Raw genomic sequence first — 15,972 nt, 5'->3', positions numbered from 1 at the left:
CCACGGCACGTACGGGGAAAGCGATGTCCATTTCCCGCCGGTGGGCGGGGCGGACGCGCGCGAACCTGAGGACATGACGATCTACACCGCACGACCCATCGACCAGGTGGCCCTGAAGGACCTGCGCTCCGTTGACGACGCGGGACGGACCACGGTTCCCAAGACCGACGAGGAGGGCGGCGCCCCCCTCCGCTGCTGCCTGCGCCGCAGCGCGCCGGGCGAGCGCGTCGCGCTCGTCTCCTACGCCCCGCTGCGCCGCTGGGCGGCCGAAACGGGCGCCGATCCGGGGGCGTACGACGAACAGGGGCCGGTGTTCATCCATGCGGAGGACTGCGCGGGCCCGGACGGAGACGACCTCCCCTTCACCAACGCACACCGCACGGTTCGCCGGTACTCGGCCGAGGGGCACATCCTGGGCGGCCGGCTGGTGGAGAGTCCCGACGACTTCGAGGCGGCCTTCGCGGAAGCGTTCGACGACCCGTCCGTGGCGCTCGTCCACGTCCGGGCCGTCGAATACGGGTGCTTCTACTACGAGGTGCGCCAGGACGTTGGGTGAGCGTCCGCCGCTGAAGGGTATGGGTGCGCGCCACTCGATCAACTGTGCCTATTTGGCGCTTACGGTGGCCGGTGCCCAGCACCACCGGAACGCTGCGTGCCAAGGGGGTCTACGACACCGTCAGCGGTGCGAAGGGCCAGCTGGCCGAGGCCACTCGCTACGTCGGCGCCGACGCCTACACCAACAAGATCGTGGCCTATTACCGGCTGTACCGCGTCCTGCGCTCGAACGTGACGATCCCCGCGAGCGAGGGGGCGCTCGCAGGCACGTATGAGAGGGGGCTTTCGGCGAATTCCGCACGGTTTTCGACGCTCGTGCCACCACGCTCAACGGAATTCTCAGGCAGCTGCGGCCCTCCGTGGACGGCGTGACCGTGGATGACGCGGGTGAGCTCACCGTGAACTGGGCGCCTGCGTTCAGGCTCGTGGCGTTCCCGGACTGTTCCGGTGCCATAGAGGCATGGCGGGTCTTCGTTCGCGGTGGAGCCCATTACGGGTTTCCGCCGAACACCCTCTGACGCGAGTCCGGCCACACGGCTCGCCCCCCGCTCCGTACCACTCCGGAACGGGGGGGACGAGCCGTGGGCATGAGACAGGCTCGAGGTGCGGTGTGCAGGGGAGTGCTACCAAGCGGTAGTGCGAACGGTAGCTACAGTGGTCATACCCTGCTACCGTGAAGGTATGAAGATCAGTGTGAGCCTGCCGCAGGAGGATGTCGCCTTCGTCGACGAGTACGCATCGCGCACGGACGCCGATTCCCGGTCCGCCGTCATACACGCAGCCATCGAACTGCTACGGCAGGCGCAGCTGGAGCAGGAGTACGCGGAGGCGTTCGCCGACTGGGACGGGAGCGAGGACGCGGGGTTCTGGGACCAGTTCTCCGGGGACGGGCTGACTGATGAAGCGCGGTGACATCTACCTGGTCGACTACGAACCGACGCGCGGCAGTGAGGCCAACAAGGCGCGCCCAGCGGTGATCGTCTCGAACGACGGTGCCAACGCGGCGGTGGAGCGGACCGGGCGAGGTGTGGTCACGTTGGTGCCCCTGACGACCAACACCTCTCGCGTCCACCCGTTCCAGGTGCTGCTGCCTTCCGGGGAGTGCGGTCTTCCGAAGGACTCCAAGGTGCAGTGCGAGCAAGTCCGTGCGCTCGCTCCCGATCGGCTGCTGCGGCCGATCGGGACCGTACCTCGGCAGCGAATGACCGAGATCGACGCGGCGCTGCGGCGACATCTGGCTCTCTGAGTACGCGAAGAAGGGGGCGCCCACCGGTCACAGTCACACCGATGGGCGCCCCCTTTCGCATACGGAACGGCGTCAGCCCTTCAGCTCCGCCGCCACCAGCTCCGCGATCTGGATCGCGTTCAGCGCGGCGCCCTTGCGGAGGTTGTCGTTGGAGAGGAACAGGGCGAGGCCGTTGTCGACGGTCTCGTCCTGGCGGATGCGGCCGACGTACGACGGGTCCTGGCCGGCCGCCTGGAGCGGGGTGGGGACGTCGGTGAGGGCGACGCCGGGGGCACCGCCGAGCACCTCCTTCGCGCGCTCCACGCTGATCGGGCGGGCGAAGCGGGCGTTGACCTGCAGGGAGTGGCCCGTGAAGACGGGGACGCGGACGCAGGTGCCGGATACCTTCAGCTCGGGGATCTCCAGGATCTTGCGGGACTCGTGGCGGAGCTTCTGCTCCTCGTCGGTCTCGTTCAGTCCGTCGTCGACGATCGAGCCGGCCATCGGCAGCACGTTGTACGCGATCGGGGCGACGTACTTGTTCGGCTCGGGGAACTCCGCCGCCGAGCCGTCGTGCGTGAGCTTCGGCGCGTCCTCGCCGACCTTCTTGACCTGCTCGAACAGCTCGTCCACGCCGGCCAGACCGGAGCCGGAGACCGCCTGGTAGGTGGCGACGACCAGCGCTTCGAGGCCCGCCTCGGCGTGCAGCGGCCGCAGGACCGGCATCGCGGCCATCGTCGTGCAGTTCGGGTTGGCGATGATGCCCTTGGGGCGGTTGGCGATCGCGTGCGGGTTCACCTCGGCCACCACGAGGGGTACGTCCGGGTCACGGCGCCACGCGGAGGAGTTGTCGATCACGACCGCGCCCTGCGAGGCCACCTTCTCGGCCAGCGCCTTCGAGGTCGAGCCGCCCGCCGAGAACAGCACGATGTCCAGGCCGGTGTAGTCGGCGGTGGTCGCGTCCTCCACGGTCACGCCGTCCAGGACCGTCCCCGCGGAGCGGGCCGAGGCGAACAGCCGCAGCTCGGTCACGGTGAAGTCGCGCTCCGAGAGAATCCTGCGCATGACCGTGCCGACCTGACCGGTGGCTCCGACGATTCCGACCCTCACGGTGACTCCCTGTGTCTGTCTTTGCGTGCGTGTTGCCTGGCCGAGGCTTTTCCATGATGCGGCCGACATGGGCCTACCTGTCCAATTCTTTGGCCGCCATGCCGAGAGCTAGGACACGCCAGGACCGCCCACGGTTGCGGAACTCCCGTCCGCGCCCCCACTGAGCTGCAGGAATTCGCCCCACGGCCGCTTCGAGCCGCAAGCTGTGCGGCCTCGCGCGACGGTGTGACGTACACCTCTGAAGTTTTTCCCACGCCCGGACCGAACGTTTCCGCGCGCCCCGGCGTCGTAGAGGAGACGCGGTGAGGGGAGGGGTGTCTGTGCTGCGCAGAAAGGCCCGCCGCGCGCCGGGGGACGAACACGCCGATCCCCTGGACGCGGCTCAGGAACGCCGGGTGCGAGCGGTGCTCGCCCTGGGCGGGGTGCCGCAGGCGGATCTGCCGGACGGGGTGCAGCAGGTCCGCCTGCGGTTGCTGGAGCGGGTGGCGCGGGGTGACGAGGCGCCGCGTGACGTGTCCGCCTGGGCGGCGGTGGTCGCCTCCAACCTGGCCATGGACTGGCACCGGGCCAAGCGCCGCCAGGAGCGCATCGGCGAGCGCCTGGCCTCCCTGCGTCAGCTGGAACACCCCTCCGGCGAGGACACCAGCGTGCTCTCCCTTGCCGTCGCGCAGGGCCTGGACGAGCTGCCGGACGCCCTGCGCCAGGTCGTCGTCCTGCGTTTCTACGCCGACCTGCCGGTGCGCGGGATCGCCACGGAACTCGGCATCCCGGAGGGCACGGTCAAAAGCAGGCTGCACACGGCGGTCCGGGCCCTGCGCGTCCGCCTGCACAAGGACGAGGTGGTGTGACATGACCGCCGAACACGACGGCTTCGCCGAACACGAGGGCTCCGCCGGACGGAGCGGTTCCGTCGGACGGGACGGCTCCCTCGGACGCGACGCATCCGCCGCCCACGGCGAACCCGCCGAACACGACGCATCCGCCCGCGCGGACGCGCTGATGGTCGCGATCACCGGCGAGCCGCTGTCCGAAGCCGCCCGCGCGGACGCCGCCTTCATGGCCGAGCACCGTTCCGCCGAGGCCGATCTCGCGCTGCTGCGTGAGCAGTTGGGGTTCATCGGCGATGCCCTCGGCGAGCCCACGGAGGCTCCGCGGACCGTTCCCGTACGTCCGCCGCTGCCCCGCCGCCGAGCCTTCAGGCTCGCCTTCGGCACCCTCGCGGTGGCCGCCGTCGCGGTCGTGCTGTCGGGCATGGGCTGGCTGCTGAGCCAGGCCGGGAGCGGCATCGGCGACGCGTCGGACAGCGCCGGCGGCAGCGCGGCCTCCAAGCAGGACGCCGGTGTCCGCTTCGGCAGCCCCCGGTACCTGGCCTGCGCCCGCACCGTCGTCGCGGGCACGGTCGCCCGTCTCGAACAGCTCCCGGACACCGAACAGCTGCGCGTCACCGTGCAGGTGACCCGCTACTACAAGCCGGAGCGGGGAGAGGACCGGCTCACCTTCGTGATCGGCCGGTACGACGTCACCGAACTGCACAAGGGGGATCAGGTGCTGCTCGGCGTCCCCCGCGACAGCGCCACCCCCGACCACTGGGCCGTCGGCGAGCGGGAGGTCGCCCGCGAACGGGCCTGGATCACCGCCTCGCTGCCCGAGTCCCGCACCCTGACCTGCTCATGAGAAGGAGAAAGGGCGGGCGCCCGTCATGACGACGAACGCCCGCCCCGTCAGCCGTACCGGACGGGTTACGGCGTGACCTTCTCGATCTTCACGTTGCCGGTGCCCGCGACCGTGCCGCGGGCGTTCACCAGCTGGACCTGGCCGAAGAACTCACGGCCCTCGGGCGCTGCCGCGGCGGCGGTGACGCTGCCGGAGACCGTCGCCGAGGCGCCCGTGCCGAGCTTGACGGGCGCCGCCCCGTCGACCGTGACGGCACCGAGGGCGGCGGAGAAGAACACGTCCTGGTAGTCGTACGTGGTGGACCCGGACGGAACCGAGTAGCCGATGACCTCGATGGTGTAGGTGCCGGCGGCCGGCGTGGGAAGGGAGACCGCCTCCTCCGAGTCACCGTCGGCGGAGGTGCCCACCTCGGTGCCGGCCGCGTCCCGCACGACCAGGTCGAGGTCTGCCGCCGGGTCGGAGACGTTGCCGATGGCGACGTCCAGGGACGTGGCGCCCGCGGGCACCTCGACCGTGGTGGTCTGCGTGTCCCCCGTGGCGATCGTCGGCCGGGTCGCCTTGGCGGAGCCGAGCGGACCGCCCACCAGCTTGCCGTCGATCGCGGCGAAGCGGTTGGTCACCTTCCAGGAGACGGCGGCCGGGGTGCCGACCTTGGCCTCGGGGACGGTCACGACCTCCGGGTCGAAGGCCGCGCCGAGAACGGCGACGTCCAGCTTGTACGGGTTGTCGAGCAGCGGCGACGTACGGCGCGACTCGACCTCGATCTCCCAGACACCCGGCACCGGGTCGGCGTACGAGCGCACGTCGGGCTTGCAGCCGTTGCCGTCGAGGTAGTTGTTGTAGCAGTACGGGGTGGAGGTGTTGTCGACCGGGACGCCGTACGGGTGGATGGCGATGAACCGGGTCTGGCTCTTGCCCTTCAGCCCGCCGATCGCGACCTCCAGCGACTTGGCGCCCTCGGGCACGGTCACGAAGTACGAGTGGTTGCTGTTGCGCTGCACGGTGTCCGACGCCGCGTAGGTGTACTTCAGCGGCTGCGAGACCACGACGGTGGACAGGACCTGCTGGTCGATGCCCTCGGTCTTCGGGTCGTCGACCTCCAGGATGGCGCTCTTGAGGCCCGCGGACCTCGGGGCGGCCTGCACCTTGACGGTCACCGGCTGGTTCAGCGGCAGCCGCACCTCGTCCGAGCCGACGATCCGGAACGTGTCCGCCGCGTCGTTCTCGAAGTACAGCTCGTGCCGGATCGCCTTGTCGGCGCCGGACGTACGGGTGATCGTGACGTCGTACGTCTTCTTCTGGCCGGCCTTCAGGCCGCCCTCACGGTCGTAGAGGCCGGTGCCGAAGCCCGGCGTCTTGAGGAACTGGTCGATCGCGGTGTCGACCGGCGCCTTCACGGTGTAGGTGTGCGCGAGGGCGCCGTCGCGGATCGACTTCCAGGCGTCCACGATGTCGATGAGGCCGGCCCCCTCCTCGTACGCCTGCACACCCTTGATGTGGTCGGCGGTCGAGGTGAGCGCGGTGCGCAGGGTGGCCGGGGTCAGGTCGATGTTCTTCGCCTTGGCGGCGGACAGCAGCAGCGCGGTCGCGCCCGCGGCCTGCGGGGACGCCATCGACGTGCCCTGGAGCATCGAGTAGCCGGCCGGCAGGGCGTAGCCCGCCTCGGCGACCGGGCCGCCCGGCAGCCAGGTCTGGGTGGTGTTGATCGCGGCGCCCGGCGCGGACAGGGTCGGCGTGAAGCCACCGTCCTCACGCGGGCCGCGCGAGGAGAACGGCATCATCGCGTACTTCTTCTCCACGACCGAGCCGTAGTTGGCGGCCCAGGTCTGCTTGGAGATGGTCGCGCCGACCGAGATGACCTTGTCGGCCAGGCCCGGGTCGCCGATGGTGTTGGCGCCGGGACCGGAGTTGCCGGCCGAGATCACCAGCTGCACGCCGTAGGTGTCGATGAGGCGCGTGTACAGCTCGGCGCGCGCGTTGTTGCCGTCGTTCAGCGCGGGCAGGCCGCCGATCGACATGTTGACGATGTCGACGCCGCGGTTCGCGACGAGGTCGATCATGCCCTCGGTGAGCGCCACGTTGGTGCAGCCGGGGCCGAACTCGCAGGCCCGGGAGGAGACGATCTTCGCTCCGGGGGCGGCACCGTTCATCTTGCCGCCGAACAGGCCGTTGGCGGCGGTGATGCCGGCCACGTGGGTGCCGTGTTCGCTGGAGATCATGCCGATGTTGACGTAGTCGGCCTTGGCTCCGGCGTCGTTGTAGACGACGTCCTTGCGGATCTCGATGACGAACGGGATGCGCTCGGCGACGTCCGTCTCCGGGTCGTCGGTGCCGAAGTAGCCGATCCGGTAGCCGTCCTTGTACGGCTTCATCGGCTGCTCGTCGGCGAAGTCGTGGTCGTCGTCGAGGTCGACCCGCACCGTGCCGGCCGCGGCGTCGTACAGCACGCCCCAGGCGTCGGTCTTGTCGCCGTCGCGGTTGACGTCGCCGGCCTGGTCGCCGCCGGCGGTCGCGGACTCGTAGAAGTAGTTGAACTTGTACGAGCCGGACGGGGCCTTGAAGGTCTCGGCGACGCCGGTGCCGGCCGGGGTCGCGGAGAACGCCGGGCCGGTCACCGAGGTGAGCATCCGGCGCCACGAGCCGTCGCCGTCGGAGACCGGGTCGGTCGAGGTCACCCAGTCGACGATCTTGCGCTCACCGGTGCTGGTCTTCCGCAGCGCCGGGTGGGCGAGGTCCACGCCCGAGTCGAGGATGCCGATGGTGACGCCCCGGCCGTCCGCCTTCGGGTTCTTCTTCACGAAGTCGACGGCGCCCGTCTCGAAGGACGGGTTGTACGGGTTCTCGGCGGGGGTCTTCCGGTTCGGCGCCGGGTAGGAGGCCGTGCCCTGGGTCTCGCCCTTGGCCGCGGCGCCCTTGGCGGTGTCCGCGGCCGGGGACGGGTCGTCCAGCAGGATCTCCTGCCGCAGGTCGATGCCGTGCACGGCGGTCAGCTTCGCGGCGGCGGCGATGGCCGCGTCCGCCCTGCCGGTGGGGACGGTGGCCCGCACGTAGCCGAGCTTGTCGTAGGTCTTGCCGACCAGGCCGCCCCGGACCGCGTCGAGTTGCCGGGCGACCTGCTCGGTCTGCCCGGGCGCGGTCGCGATCATCATCGTGACGCTCTTGTCGCCGTCGGCCTTGGCCTCGGCGAGCGCGTCGGCGTCGTCGGAGCCGAGCTTGTCGTGGGCGGACTTCACACCCGGGTCGGCGGCGACGGGGGCTTCGTCGGCGGCGAGGGCCATGGGTATCGGCCCGGCGGCACAGAGCGCGGCCACCAGTCCGGCGGCCGCGGCGACACGGGCCAAGCGTCTCGCGCCGGATATCGGATCGCGCTGGGGGGTGAGGGTCATCGGCATCCCTTGTAGGTAAAGGAACGAACGGTGCGCGACCAGAACCGATCGGTCCTGGCCGCCGGGGTCCGGATTTCGATCCCGGACGATCGCACAGCTTTACCCATGGGAGGGATGTTTAGGGAGAGTTGACCGAAACGATATGGGCGCATGGGGAAAACCCCCTATGCGCTTTGCGGAGATGAGTCATGAATGGGGCAACTCGCCCCTCGCAAGCCCCGGTTCGGGTTAACTTCCGTTGGTGCTCAAGAACCTGCGGGTGGCGGCCTACGCCATATGCGTCCGTGACGGACAGCTCCTGCTCTCCCGGTCCCCGGCACCGGACGGCGGCCCGCCGGAGTGGGTTCCGCCCGGCGGGGGGATGGAGCACGGTGAGGATCCCTACGACACCGTCGTGCGGGAGGTGGAGGAGGAGACCGGGTACGTCATCGAGGTCACCGGCCTGCTCGGTGTGGACTCCAGCCACCGCACCTTCCCCGGCCGTTTCGGGCGCGACGTCGACCACCACGGCGTACGGCTCTTCTACGAGGCCCGGATCACCGGCGGCGAGCTGCGCTACGAGATCGGCGGCTCCACCGACATGGCCGCCTGGCACGACCTGGACGCCGTGCCCGCCCTGAACCTGGTGAGCACGGTCCACCTCGGACTGCGGCTGTGGCGGGAACGGCCGGCCACCGGACACCTCGCACCGGTCGAATCCTCTCCGGGGACAGCTCCCCTACCCGGGAAGATGAACGCGGAGTAACCGGCCCCGGGCCGTCCGGGGAGCGGTCGAGGGCGCGCAGGGTAGTCCAAGATCCACGTACGGTGATCGGCGCTGTGCGTTGCTGCCTCGTTCACGCGCAGGTCATACCCGCTGCCAACGATCGGTAGTGAGCGGGACGTTCGCAACAGCGACCGCCCGCGACCACTGCCGACGCGTTCGCACTCGGGGAGATCGCGCCATGTCGCGCACACGCTCTGTCGCCGGTCCCGCACTGGGGACCCACCGCCGTACCGTCCTCGCCGCCACCGCGGCGGTCACTTTCTCCGCGGGCCTCGGCTACGCCCTGCGGCCCACCGACAGCCAGGCCGCCTCCGCCGCGGACACCGCATCCGCCGCGACGCCCGTGGCCGAGGGCCGCAAGGCCCCGGCCGCGCCGCTGGCCCCCTACACCCGCGGCACCACCCTCGCCTCGGTCGCCGCCCCGCGCACCGGCTCCGGCTACCGCCGACTCGGCGACGGCCCCGGCTGGAGCCGCACGGTCCGCAGCGAGCTCGCGGCGCCCAAGTCCGGCCGTACCGCCCGCCGTACCGCGCTGGCCTCCTTCGTGCAGATCACCGACATGCACCTGATCGACGTCCAACACCCGATGCGGCTGGAGTACCTGCGCTCCACCGACGCGCACGCCTGGCGGCCGCACGAGGCGCTCACCGTGCCCGGCGCCATCTCGCTCGTGGAGCGGATCAACGCGCTGCGGGGCGCGCCCGTCACCGGCTCCCCGCTGTACTTCGCCATGACCACCGGCGACAACACCGACAACAACGCCAGAACCGAGCTCGACTGGTTCCTGACGGTCATGAGCGGTGGCCGGGTCACCGCCAACTCCGGCGACCCACGCCACTACGAGGGCGTGCAGAACAGCGGCCTCAAGCAGTACTGGCAGCCCGACTCCACCGTGCGCGACTCCGACAAGCAGCTCGGATTCCCGCAGCTCCAGGGCTATCTGACCGCCGCCCTGCGGGAGTTGAACAGCCCCGGCCTCAACCTGCCCTGGTACTCCACCGTCGGCAACCACGACTCCATGCCGCTCGGCTGCTACGGCCACGGCGACTCCTGGCTCGCCGAGTACGCGGTCGGCGGCAAGAAGCTGATGAGCGTGTCCGCGTCCGAGGCGAGCAAGCTCCAGGACGCCATCAAGAACGCCAAGGACCCCAAGGGGACCGCGTTCCGCGACTTCCTCAAGGCCCACTCCCGCGACATGCGCTCGGTCACGCCCGACGAGAGCCGCGCCCCCTTCACCGCCACCGAGTACCTCCAGGCCCACCTCGACCCGGCGCACCGCGGTCTGGGTCCGGTCGGCCACGGCTACTCCACCGCCAACCTCGACGCGGGCACCCAGTACTACAGCTTCCGGATCGCGGACGACGTCGTGGGCATCAGCCTCGACACCACCGACGCGGCCGGCCACTACGAGGGCTCCATCGGGACCGCCCAGCTGAGGTGGCTGGAGAAGACCCTGCGGGAGAACAAGGACTCGTACGTGGTCCTCTTCAGCCACCACACCAGCAAGACGATGACCAACACCCGCCCCGACCCGGCCCGCCCCGGCGAACGGCGGCACGACGGCCAGGAGGTCCTCTCCCTCCTCGGGCGCCACACCAACGTCCTGGCCTGGGTGAACGGTCATATCCACCGCAACGAGATCACTCCGCACTCTGGCTCCGGCGGCCGTTCCTTCTGGGAGATCTCCACCGCCTCCCACGTCGACTACCCCCAGCTCGCCCGGGTGATCGAGCTGGTGGACAACAAGGACGGCACGCTCTCGATCTTCACCACCTGCATCGAGTCCGCCGCCCCGCACCGCACGGACTTCTCCGACCTCTCCCAGACCGGCCTCGCGGCCCTCTACCGCGAGCTGTCCTTCAACGCGCCCGGCGCCGGCACGAGCCTCGGCGGCGACGCGGAGGACCGGAACACGGAGCTGGTGTTGAAGAAGGGCTGAAACCCACTCAACCGTCACACCGGCCGTCAACTCTTTCGCGGTGCCCCGGGTCTGCCTCCCCGACCACGCTCGACAGTGAGCGTTCGAGAAGGGGAGAACATGACCGTACGAGTACGGGGGACCCTGGTGGCGGCGACGGCTCTGGCCCTGACGGCCGCTCTGGCGGCACCCGCGATCGCGGCGAACACCGGGCCGGCAGGCCGGGACGGGCACCATGACGCCACCCGCGAGGCGATCGAGGCGGCCGTCGCGGACGGCGTACCCGGGGTGACGGTGACGGCCCGGGACGGTCGGGGCGGATGGTCGGCGACAGCGGGTGTGGGAGACCTCCGCACCGGCAAGCCCCGTTCGCCGCGGGACCACTACCGGGCGGGCAGCATCACCAAGACCTTCGTCGCCACGGTGCTGCTCCAACTGGAGGCTGAGGGGCGGCTGTCCCTCGACGACACGGTGGAGAAGTGGCTGCCAGGACTGGTCCGCGGCAACGGCCACGACGGCCGCGCGATCACCCTGCGCCAGCTCCTCAACCACACCAGCGGTGTCTTCAACTACTTGGACGACCGGGGCTTCCAGGAGACGTACATGCTCGCGGGCGGCTTCCTGAAGCACCGTTACGACCGCTTGACGCCCCAGGACCTGGTCGCGATCGCCATGTCCCAATCGCCGAGGTTCGATCCGGGCAAGTCCTGGTCCTACTCCAACACCAACTACACGCTGGCCGCGCTCGTGATCGAGAAGGTCACCGGCCACCCGTACGGCACGGAGGTCCACCGCCGTATCACCGCCCCTCTGGGTCTGAAGGACACCCAGGTCCCCGGCACCAGCCCGACCCTCCCGAAGCCCAGCAGCCGTGCCTACTCCAAGCTCGCGAAGACCACCACAGGGCCGACGTACGACGTCACCGAGCTGAATCCCGCGATGGCCTTCGGCTCCGGCGACATGGTCTCCACGTCGGCCGACCTCGGCCGCTTCTACTCCGCGTTGCTGCGGGGCCGACTGCTCCCGCCGGCCCAGCTGAAGGAGATGAAGACGACGGTGCCCGAGACCACCCTCGAGAACGTCCAGTACGGCCTGGGCCTCGGTGACGTCACCCTCAGCTGCGGTGTCCACGTCTGGGGCCACACCGGCGGAATCCACGGCTCGGACTCGATGGCCGTGACCACGGAGGACGGAAGGCACACCCTCGCCGTCAACTTCAACGGCGACTGGTCGGGGGACACCACGGCGGTGGTCGACGCGGAGTTCTGCGGGCGGTAGTCACGGTCGCGACCTGCCCAGAACGTCCAGGGCGACGACATGCGGAAGGGCCCGCCGGATCACCCGATCCCGGTGGGCCCCTCCGCTCCCCGCCTGGTCCTGCCCCGTCCCCTCACTATCGGGGCAGCACCACGACATACGCCGCCGGATCCCGGTCCCCGGCCGCCATGAGTGCCGTACGGACGACCGCCGCCTGCTGCTCCATACTGTCCCGGAGCTTCTTCGGGGTGATGTGGACGACGGTGATGCCCAGTCGCTCCAGGTGCTCGCGCTTGCGGGCGTACTCGGACCACAGGGCGTCGTTCTCGTCCTGGCGGCGGTCCTGCCGGCGGTCCTGCCGGCGGTCCGGGCGCTGGTCCTGCCGCTGGTCCTGGCGCTCGTGCCGGCGGGGTGCGCGGGTGTCGAGTTCGACCGCCACCGCCTGCTCCGGCCAGTACGCGTCCAGGCCGCCCAGGTGCGGGCCGCCGGGGAGGCGCAGGTCCACGTTCCACACCGGGGCGGGCAGGCCGTACTCCTCGACCATCCGGTACAGCCGGCTCTCGGCGATCGCCCGGCCCTCCGCGAGGAGGGAGTCCACCGCGTCCACCACGTGCGGGCGGCTCAGCAGGCTGGCGTCGTTCAACGCCCGTACCACCGACGCCGGTTCGCAGTACCGACCGCGTACCGCCTCGGTCAGCAGCAGGCGTACGGCGTCCGCGTCCGCCAGTTCGGCCACCGCGTCGGCCAGGGCGCGCGGGACCGGGGCGAGGGGCAGGTCCGTCACCGGCTCGGGCGTGGGGAGCGCCCCCGTGCGGACGATCCGCGCACAGCCCGTCGAGCGCAACCGGCGCATCCGGGGGACCAGGACGTCGATCCGGTCCAGGGAGGGCAGCCGTGGGGTCGAGCTGAACCCGTGCAGGGTGAGCGCCGCCAGGCCGGTGATCATCGCGTCCGCGTACATCGGGCGGTGCGGGCCGTGCGCGCCGGGCTGCGCCGGGACTCCGGTCGGCTGTTCCCGTGCCGCGTACATCAGCACCGCGTGCAGCCTCTCCTCGCTGGTCGGAGCGTTGGGGTGGAGCAGGTAGACCCCCGGGAGGATCTGCTGCCAGGCGCCGCCGGGTCGGCACTGCTCGTTCATCTCCGCGGCCGAGACGCCGTGCGAGCGCAGGCGGGCGGCCGTCAGCACCCGGCGGTGCACCTCGGAGTGGTGCTGGACGGGGCGCGAGGAGAGCGGGGGGACCGGGGTGTTGTGGTTCATGACCAGCAGGTTCCCGCCATCGAACCGGCTTTTAACCGCTGTTACATGTTCGTCGACAAATGTGGACAAGGTCGCACTAAAGGACGGATGTTCGGGTGCCGAGTAGGTGAGGAAAACCCCTGGTCCGTTCGGGTGCGTCCCAGGGGTTACGGCGTCCTTTGACCGAATTTCGTAACGGTGACGGCAAGCTCAGGCTTTGGCCAAAGCTACGGTCGGCTGGTGGCCGCCGCCTCCGCGTCGCACGCCTGTCCCCGCAACGCCCGTGCCAGGTCGTCCCGCGCCTCCAGCACCAGCCTGCGCAGGGCGGGCGCCGACTCCTCATGGGCGGCGAGCCAGGCGTCCGTCGCGTCCAGCGTCTCCTGCGAGTCCTGGAGGGCGGGGAACAGGCCCTGCACCACGTGCATCGCGATCTGGATCGACCGCTGCTGCCACACCCGCTCGATCACGTCGAAGTACTTCTCGGCGTACGGCGCGAGCAGCTCCCGCTGGGAGGGCCGGTCGAAGCCCGCGATCGTCGCCTCCACCAGCGCGTTCGACAACGCGTCGGACTCCACCACCTGCGCCCACGCCTGCGCCTTGACCGCCGCCGAGGGGCGGGCGGCCAGGCAGCGCACCTGATGGCGCTTGCCGGACGCCGTGTCGTCGCGGGCCAGTTCGGCGGCCAGGGCGCTCTCGTCGGCGATGCCGTGGGCCGCGAGCGGCTCCAGGAAGGCCCACCGCAGCTCCTGGTCGATCTCCAGTCCCGCGATCTTCGACGTGCCCTCCAGCAGCCCCCGCAGCAGGTCGAAGCCGCCGCGGCTGTCGGCCGTACGCGCGAGGAACCGCGCCCAGGCCAGCTGCTGCTCGCTGCCCGGCTCGGCGCCGGACAGCTCCCGCTCGGCGCCCTCGGCGAGCAGCGCGGCGCCCCGGTCACGCCACTCCGCGGCCGCGTAGTGGACGATCGCCGACTCGGCCCACGCGTGCAGCATCTGCAGCACGCCGATGTCCGACTCGCGCCCGGCGAACCGCAGCACCAGGTCCACGAAGTCCCGCGCCGGCAGCAGCGCGTCCCGGGTCATGTTCCACAGCGCGGACCAGCACAGCGCCCGGGCGAGCGGATCGGTGAGGTCACCCAGCCGCGCCTTCAGGGTCTCCAGCGAGGTCACGTCGAAGCGGATCTTGCAGTAGGTGAGGTCGTCGTCGTTGACCAGCACCAGCTCGGGGGCCTCGGCGCCGGCCAGCTCGGACACGACCGTACGCGGGCCGTCGACGTCCGCCTCGGCACGGGCGTACCGCTCCAGCGCGCCGGACGCGGACCGCCGGTACAGTCCCACCGCCACCCGGTGCGGACGCAGTTCGGGGTGTGATTCGGCGGCCTCCTGCACCACCGCCAGCTCGTCGACCAGGCCCTGTGGACTCAGCAGCACCTGCGGGGTCAGCGAGTTGACGCCCGCCGTCTGCAGCCACGCCCGCGACCACGCGTGCATGTCCCGGCCGCTGGTCTCCGCGAGGACCGACAACAGATCGCCGAGCCTGGTGTTGCCGTACGCGTGCCGCTTGAAGTAGCGCCGCGCGCCCTCCAGGAACGCGTCCTGGCCGACGTACGCCACCAGTTGCTTCAGCACGCTGGCACCCTTCGCGTACGTGATGCCGTCGAAGTTCAGCTTGGCGTCCTGGAGGTCACGGATGTCGGCCGTGACGGGGTGCGTGGACGGCAGCTGGTCGGCACGGTACGCCCAGGCCTTGCGGCGGTTGGCGAAGGTGATCCAGCCGTCCGTGAACCGGGTGGCGCCGACCAGCGCGAACGCGCCCATGAAGTCCGCGAAGGACTCCTTCAGCCACAGGTCGTCCCACCACTCCATGGTCACCAGGTCGCCGAACCACATGTGCGCCATCTCGTGCAGGATCACGTTGGCGCGGCTCTCGTAGGACGCCCGCGTCACCTTGCCCCGGAAGATGAACTCCTCCCGGAAGGTCACCAGACCCGGGTTCTCCATCGCGCCCAGGTTGTACTCGGGCACGAAGGCCTGGTCGTACTTCCCGAAGGGGTAGGGGTAGTCGAAGTGGTCGTGGAAGAAGTCCAGGCCCTGCTTGGTCACCAGGAACACGTCATCGGCGTCGAAGTGCGGAGCCAGGCCCTTGCGGCACAGCGCGCCCAGGGGGATCTCCAGCCGGCTGCCGTCGTCGAGGACGCGCTCGTAGGTGTCCGTCACATAGTGGTACGGGCCCGCCACCACGCAGGTGATGTACGTCGAGATCGGCTTGGTCTCCGCGAACCGCCAGACACCGTCGGTGAGTTCACCGACGCCGTTGCCCCACACCGTCCACCCCTCGGGCGCCCGAACCTCGAAACGGAACGGGGCCTTCAGGTCCGGCTGCTCGAAGTTCGCGAAGACCCGGCGGGAGTCGGCCGGCTCGTACTGCGTGTAGAGGTAGACCTCGCCGTCCTCGGGGTCGACGAACCGGTGCAGGCCCTCGCCGGTGCGGGAGTAGGCACACCGGGCGTCGACGATCAGCTCGTTGTCGGCGGCGAGGTCCTCCAGGAGGATCCGGGAGCCGTCGAAGACCTCGCTGGGGTCGAGGTCCTTGCCGTTCAGTGAGACGGCGGTCACATCCGGCGCGATCAGGTCGGCGAAGCTGGAGGCGCCCGGCTCACCGCACCGGAAGCGGATCGTGGTGACCGAGCGGAAGGTCCGCGGGCCGTCCCCCGTCTCGTCGCCGACCGCCGTACGGACGTCGAGGGACACGTCGTACCCGTCGACGGACAGCAGGGCGGCCCGCTCCCGGGCCTCGTCGCGGGACAGGTTCTCACCGGGCACGGATGGCACTCCCTCGGGTGTGTTT

General features: G+C 70.5%; 13 protein-coding genes. 9 read left to right on the top strand and 4 right to left on the bottom strand.

Annotated elements, in window-relative coordinates:
• Window positions 1-73: 73 nt before the first annotated feature.
• The 4 genes from ABZ027_RS22960 (at window position 74) to ABZ027_RS22945 (ending at window position 1,801) form a co-directional block, all read left to right on the top strand.
• Window positions 74-556, top strand: a complete 483-nt coding sequence (locus ABZ027_RS22960) for a DUF1203 domain-containing protein (RefSeq protein WP_356771179.1) — start codon at window positions 74-76, stop codon at window positions 554-556.
• Window positions 557-627: 71 nt separating this feature from the next.
• A complete protein-coding gene (locus tag ABZ027_RS22955) occupies window positions 628-927 on the top strand; it encodes a hypothetical protein (RefSeq protein ID WP_356771177.1) in 300 nt (99 codons plus the stop codon).
• A gap of 309 nt (window positions 928-1,236) precedes the next feature.
• A complete protein-coding gene (locus tag ABZ027_RS22950; RefSeq protein WP_356771175.1) occupies window positions 1,237-1,467 on the top strand; it encodes a ribbon-helix-helix domain-containing protein in 231 nt (76 codons plus the stop codon).
• Window positions 1,454-1,801 (top strand): type II toxin-antitoxin system PemK/MazF family toxin, encoded by a 348-nt coding sequence (locus ABZ027_RS22945; RefSeq protein ID WP_356771173.1) that lies wholly within the window; start codon window positions 1,454-1,456, stop codon window positions 1,799-1,801. The genes ABZ027_RS22950 and ABZ027_RS22945 overlap by 14 nt, the downstream gene beginning before the upstream one ends.
• A gap of 72 nt (window positions 1,802-1,873) precedes the next feature.
• Here the strand turns inward: ABZ027_RS22945 and ABZ027_RS22940 are convergent, their stop codons facing one another.
• The gene (locus ABZ027_RS22940) at window positions 1,874-2,890 is read right to left on the bottom strand and encodes an aspartate-semialdehyde dehydrogenase (RefSeq protein WP_356771171.1); all 1,017 of its coding nucleotides are present in this window, start codon (window positions 2,888-2,890) and stop codon (window positions 1,874-1,876) included.
• A gap of 314 nt (window positions 2,891-3,204) precedes the next feature.
• On the opposite strand from ABZ027_RS22940, the gene ABZ027_RS22935 reads away from it, so the two are divergent.
• Together ABZ027_RS22935 and ABZ027_RS22930 are read left to right on the top strand one after the other, a co-directional pair.
• A complete protein-coding gene (locus ABZ027_RS22935; protein ID WP_356771259.1) occupies window positions 3,205-3,738 on the top strand; it encodes a sigma-70 family RNA polymerase sigma factor in 534 nt (177 codons plus the stop codon).
• A gap of 1 nt (window position 3,739) precedes the next feature.
• Window positions 3,740-4,564 (top strand): hypothetical protein, encoded by an 825-nt coding sequence (locus tag ABZ027_RS22930; RefSeq protein WP_356771169.1) that lies wholly within the window; start codon window positions 3,740-3,742, stop codon window positions 4,562-4,564.
• A gap of 65 nt (window positions 4,565-4,629) precedes the next feature.
• Here the strand turns inward: ABZ027_RS22930 and ABZ027_RS22925 are convergent, their stop codons facing one another.
• The gene (locus tag ABZ027_RS22925; RefSeq protein ID WP_356771167.1) at window positions 4,630-7,950 is read right to left on the bottom strand and encodes a S8 family serine peptidase; all 3,321 of its coding nucleotides are present in this window, start codon (window positions 7,948-7,950) and stop codon (window positions 4,630-4,632) included.
• A gap of 241 nt (window positions 7,951-8,191) precedes the next feature.
• On the opposite strand from ABZ027_RS22925, the gene ABZ027_RS22920 reads away from it, so the two are divergent.
• The 3 genes from ABZ027_RS22920 to ABZ027_RS22910 all read left to right on the top strand — a co-directional run bounded on the left by ABZ027_RS22920 (window position 8,192) and on the right by ABZ027_RS22910 (window position 11,912).
• The gene (locus ABZ027_RS22920; RefSeq protein ID WP_356771165.1) at window positions 8,192-8,695 is read left to right on the top strand and encodes an NUDIX hydrolase; all 504 of its coding nucleotides are present in this window, start codon (window positions 8,192-8,194) and stop codon (window positions 8,693-8,695) included.
• Window positions 8,696-8,894: 199 nt separating this feature from the next.
• Window positions 8,895-10,655: a TIGR03767 family metallophosphoesterase gene (locus ABZ027_RS22915; RefSeq protein ID WP_356771163.1), complete on the top strand. Its 1,761-nt coding sequence runs from the start codon at window positions 8,895-8,897 to the stop codon at window positions 10,653-10,655.
• Between the two features lie 99 nt (window positions 10,656-10,754).
• Window positions 10,755-11,912 (top strand): serine hydrolase domain-containing protein, encoded by a 1,158-nt coding sequence (locus tag ABZ027_RS22910; protein ID WP_356771161.1) that lies wholly within the window; start codon window positions 10,755-10,757, stop codon window positions 11,910-11,912.
• Between the two features lie 115 nt (window positions 11,913-12,027).
• Here ABZ027_RS22910 and ABZ027_RS22905 read toward each other — a convergent pair whose 3' ends face one another.
• Window positions 12,028-13,149, bottom strand: a complete 1,122-nt coding sequence (locus tag ABZ027_RS22905; protein WP_356771159.1) for a hypothetical protein — start codon at window positions 13,147-13,149, stop codon at window positions 12,028-12,030.
• Between the two features lie 206 nt (window positions 13,150-13,355).
• Entirely contained in the window at window positions 13,356-15,947 is a 2,592-nt protein-coding gene (pepN, locus tag ABZ027_RS22900; RefSeq protein WP_356771157.1) for an aminopeptidase N, read from the bottom strand.
• Window positions 15,948-15,972 lie beyond the last annotated feature (25 nt).

This window comes from Streptomyces sp. NPDC006332 (genome assembly GCF_040612855.1).
Taxonomy (GTDB): Bacteria; Actinomycetota; Actinomycetes; order Streptomycetales; family Streptomycetaceae; genus Streptomyces.
Note: the sequence above shows the minus strand (reverse complement) of the source record. Positions and strands in the feature narration are given on the sequence as shown.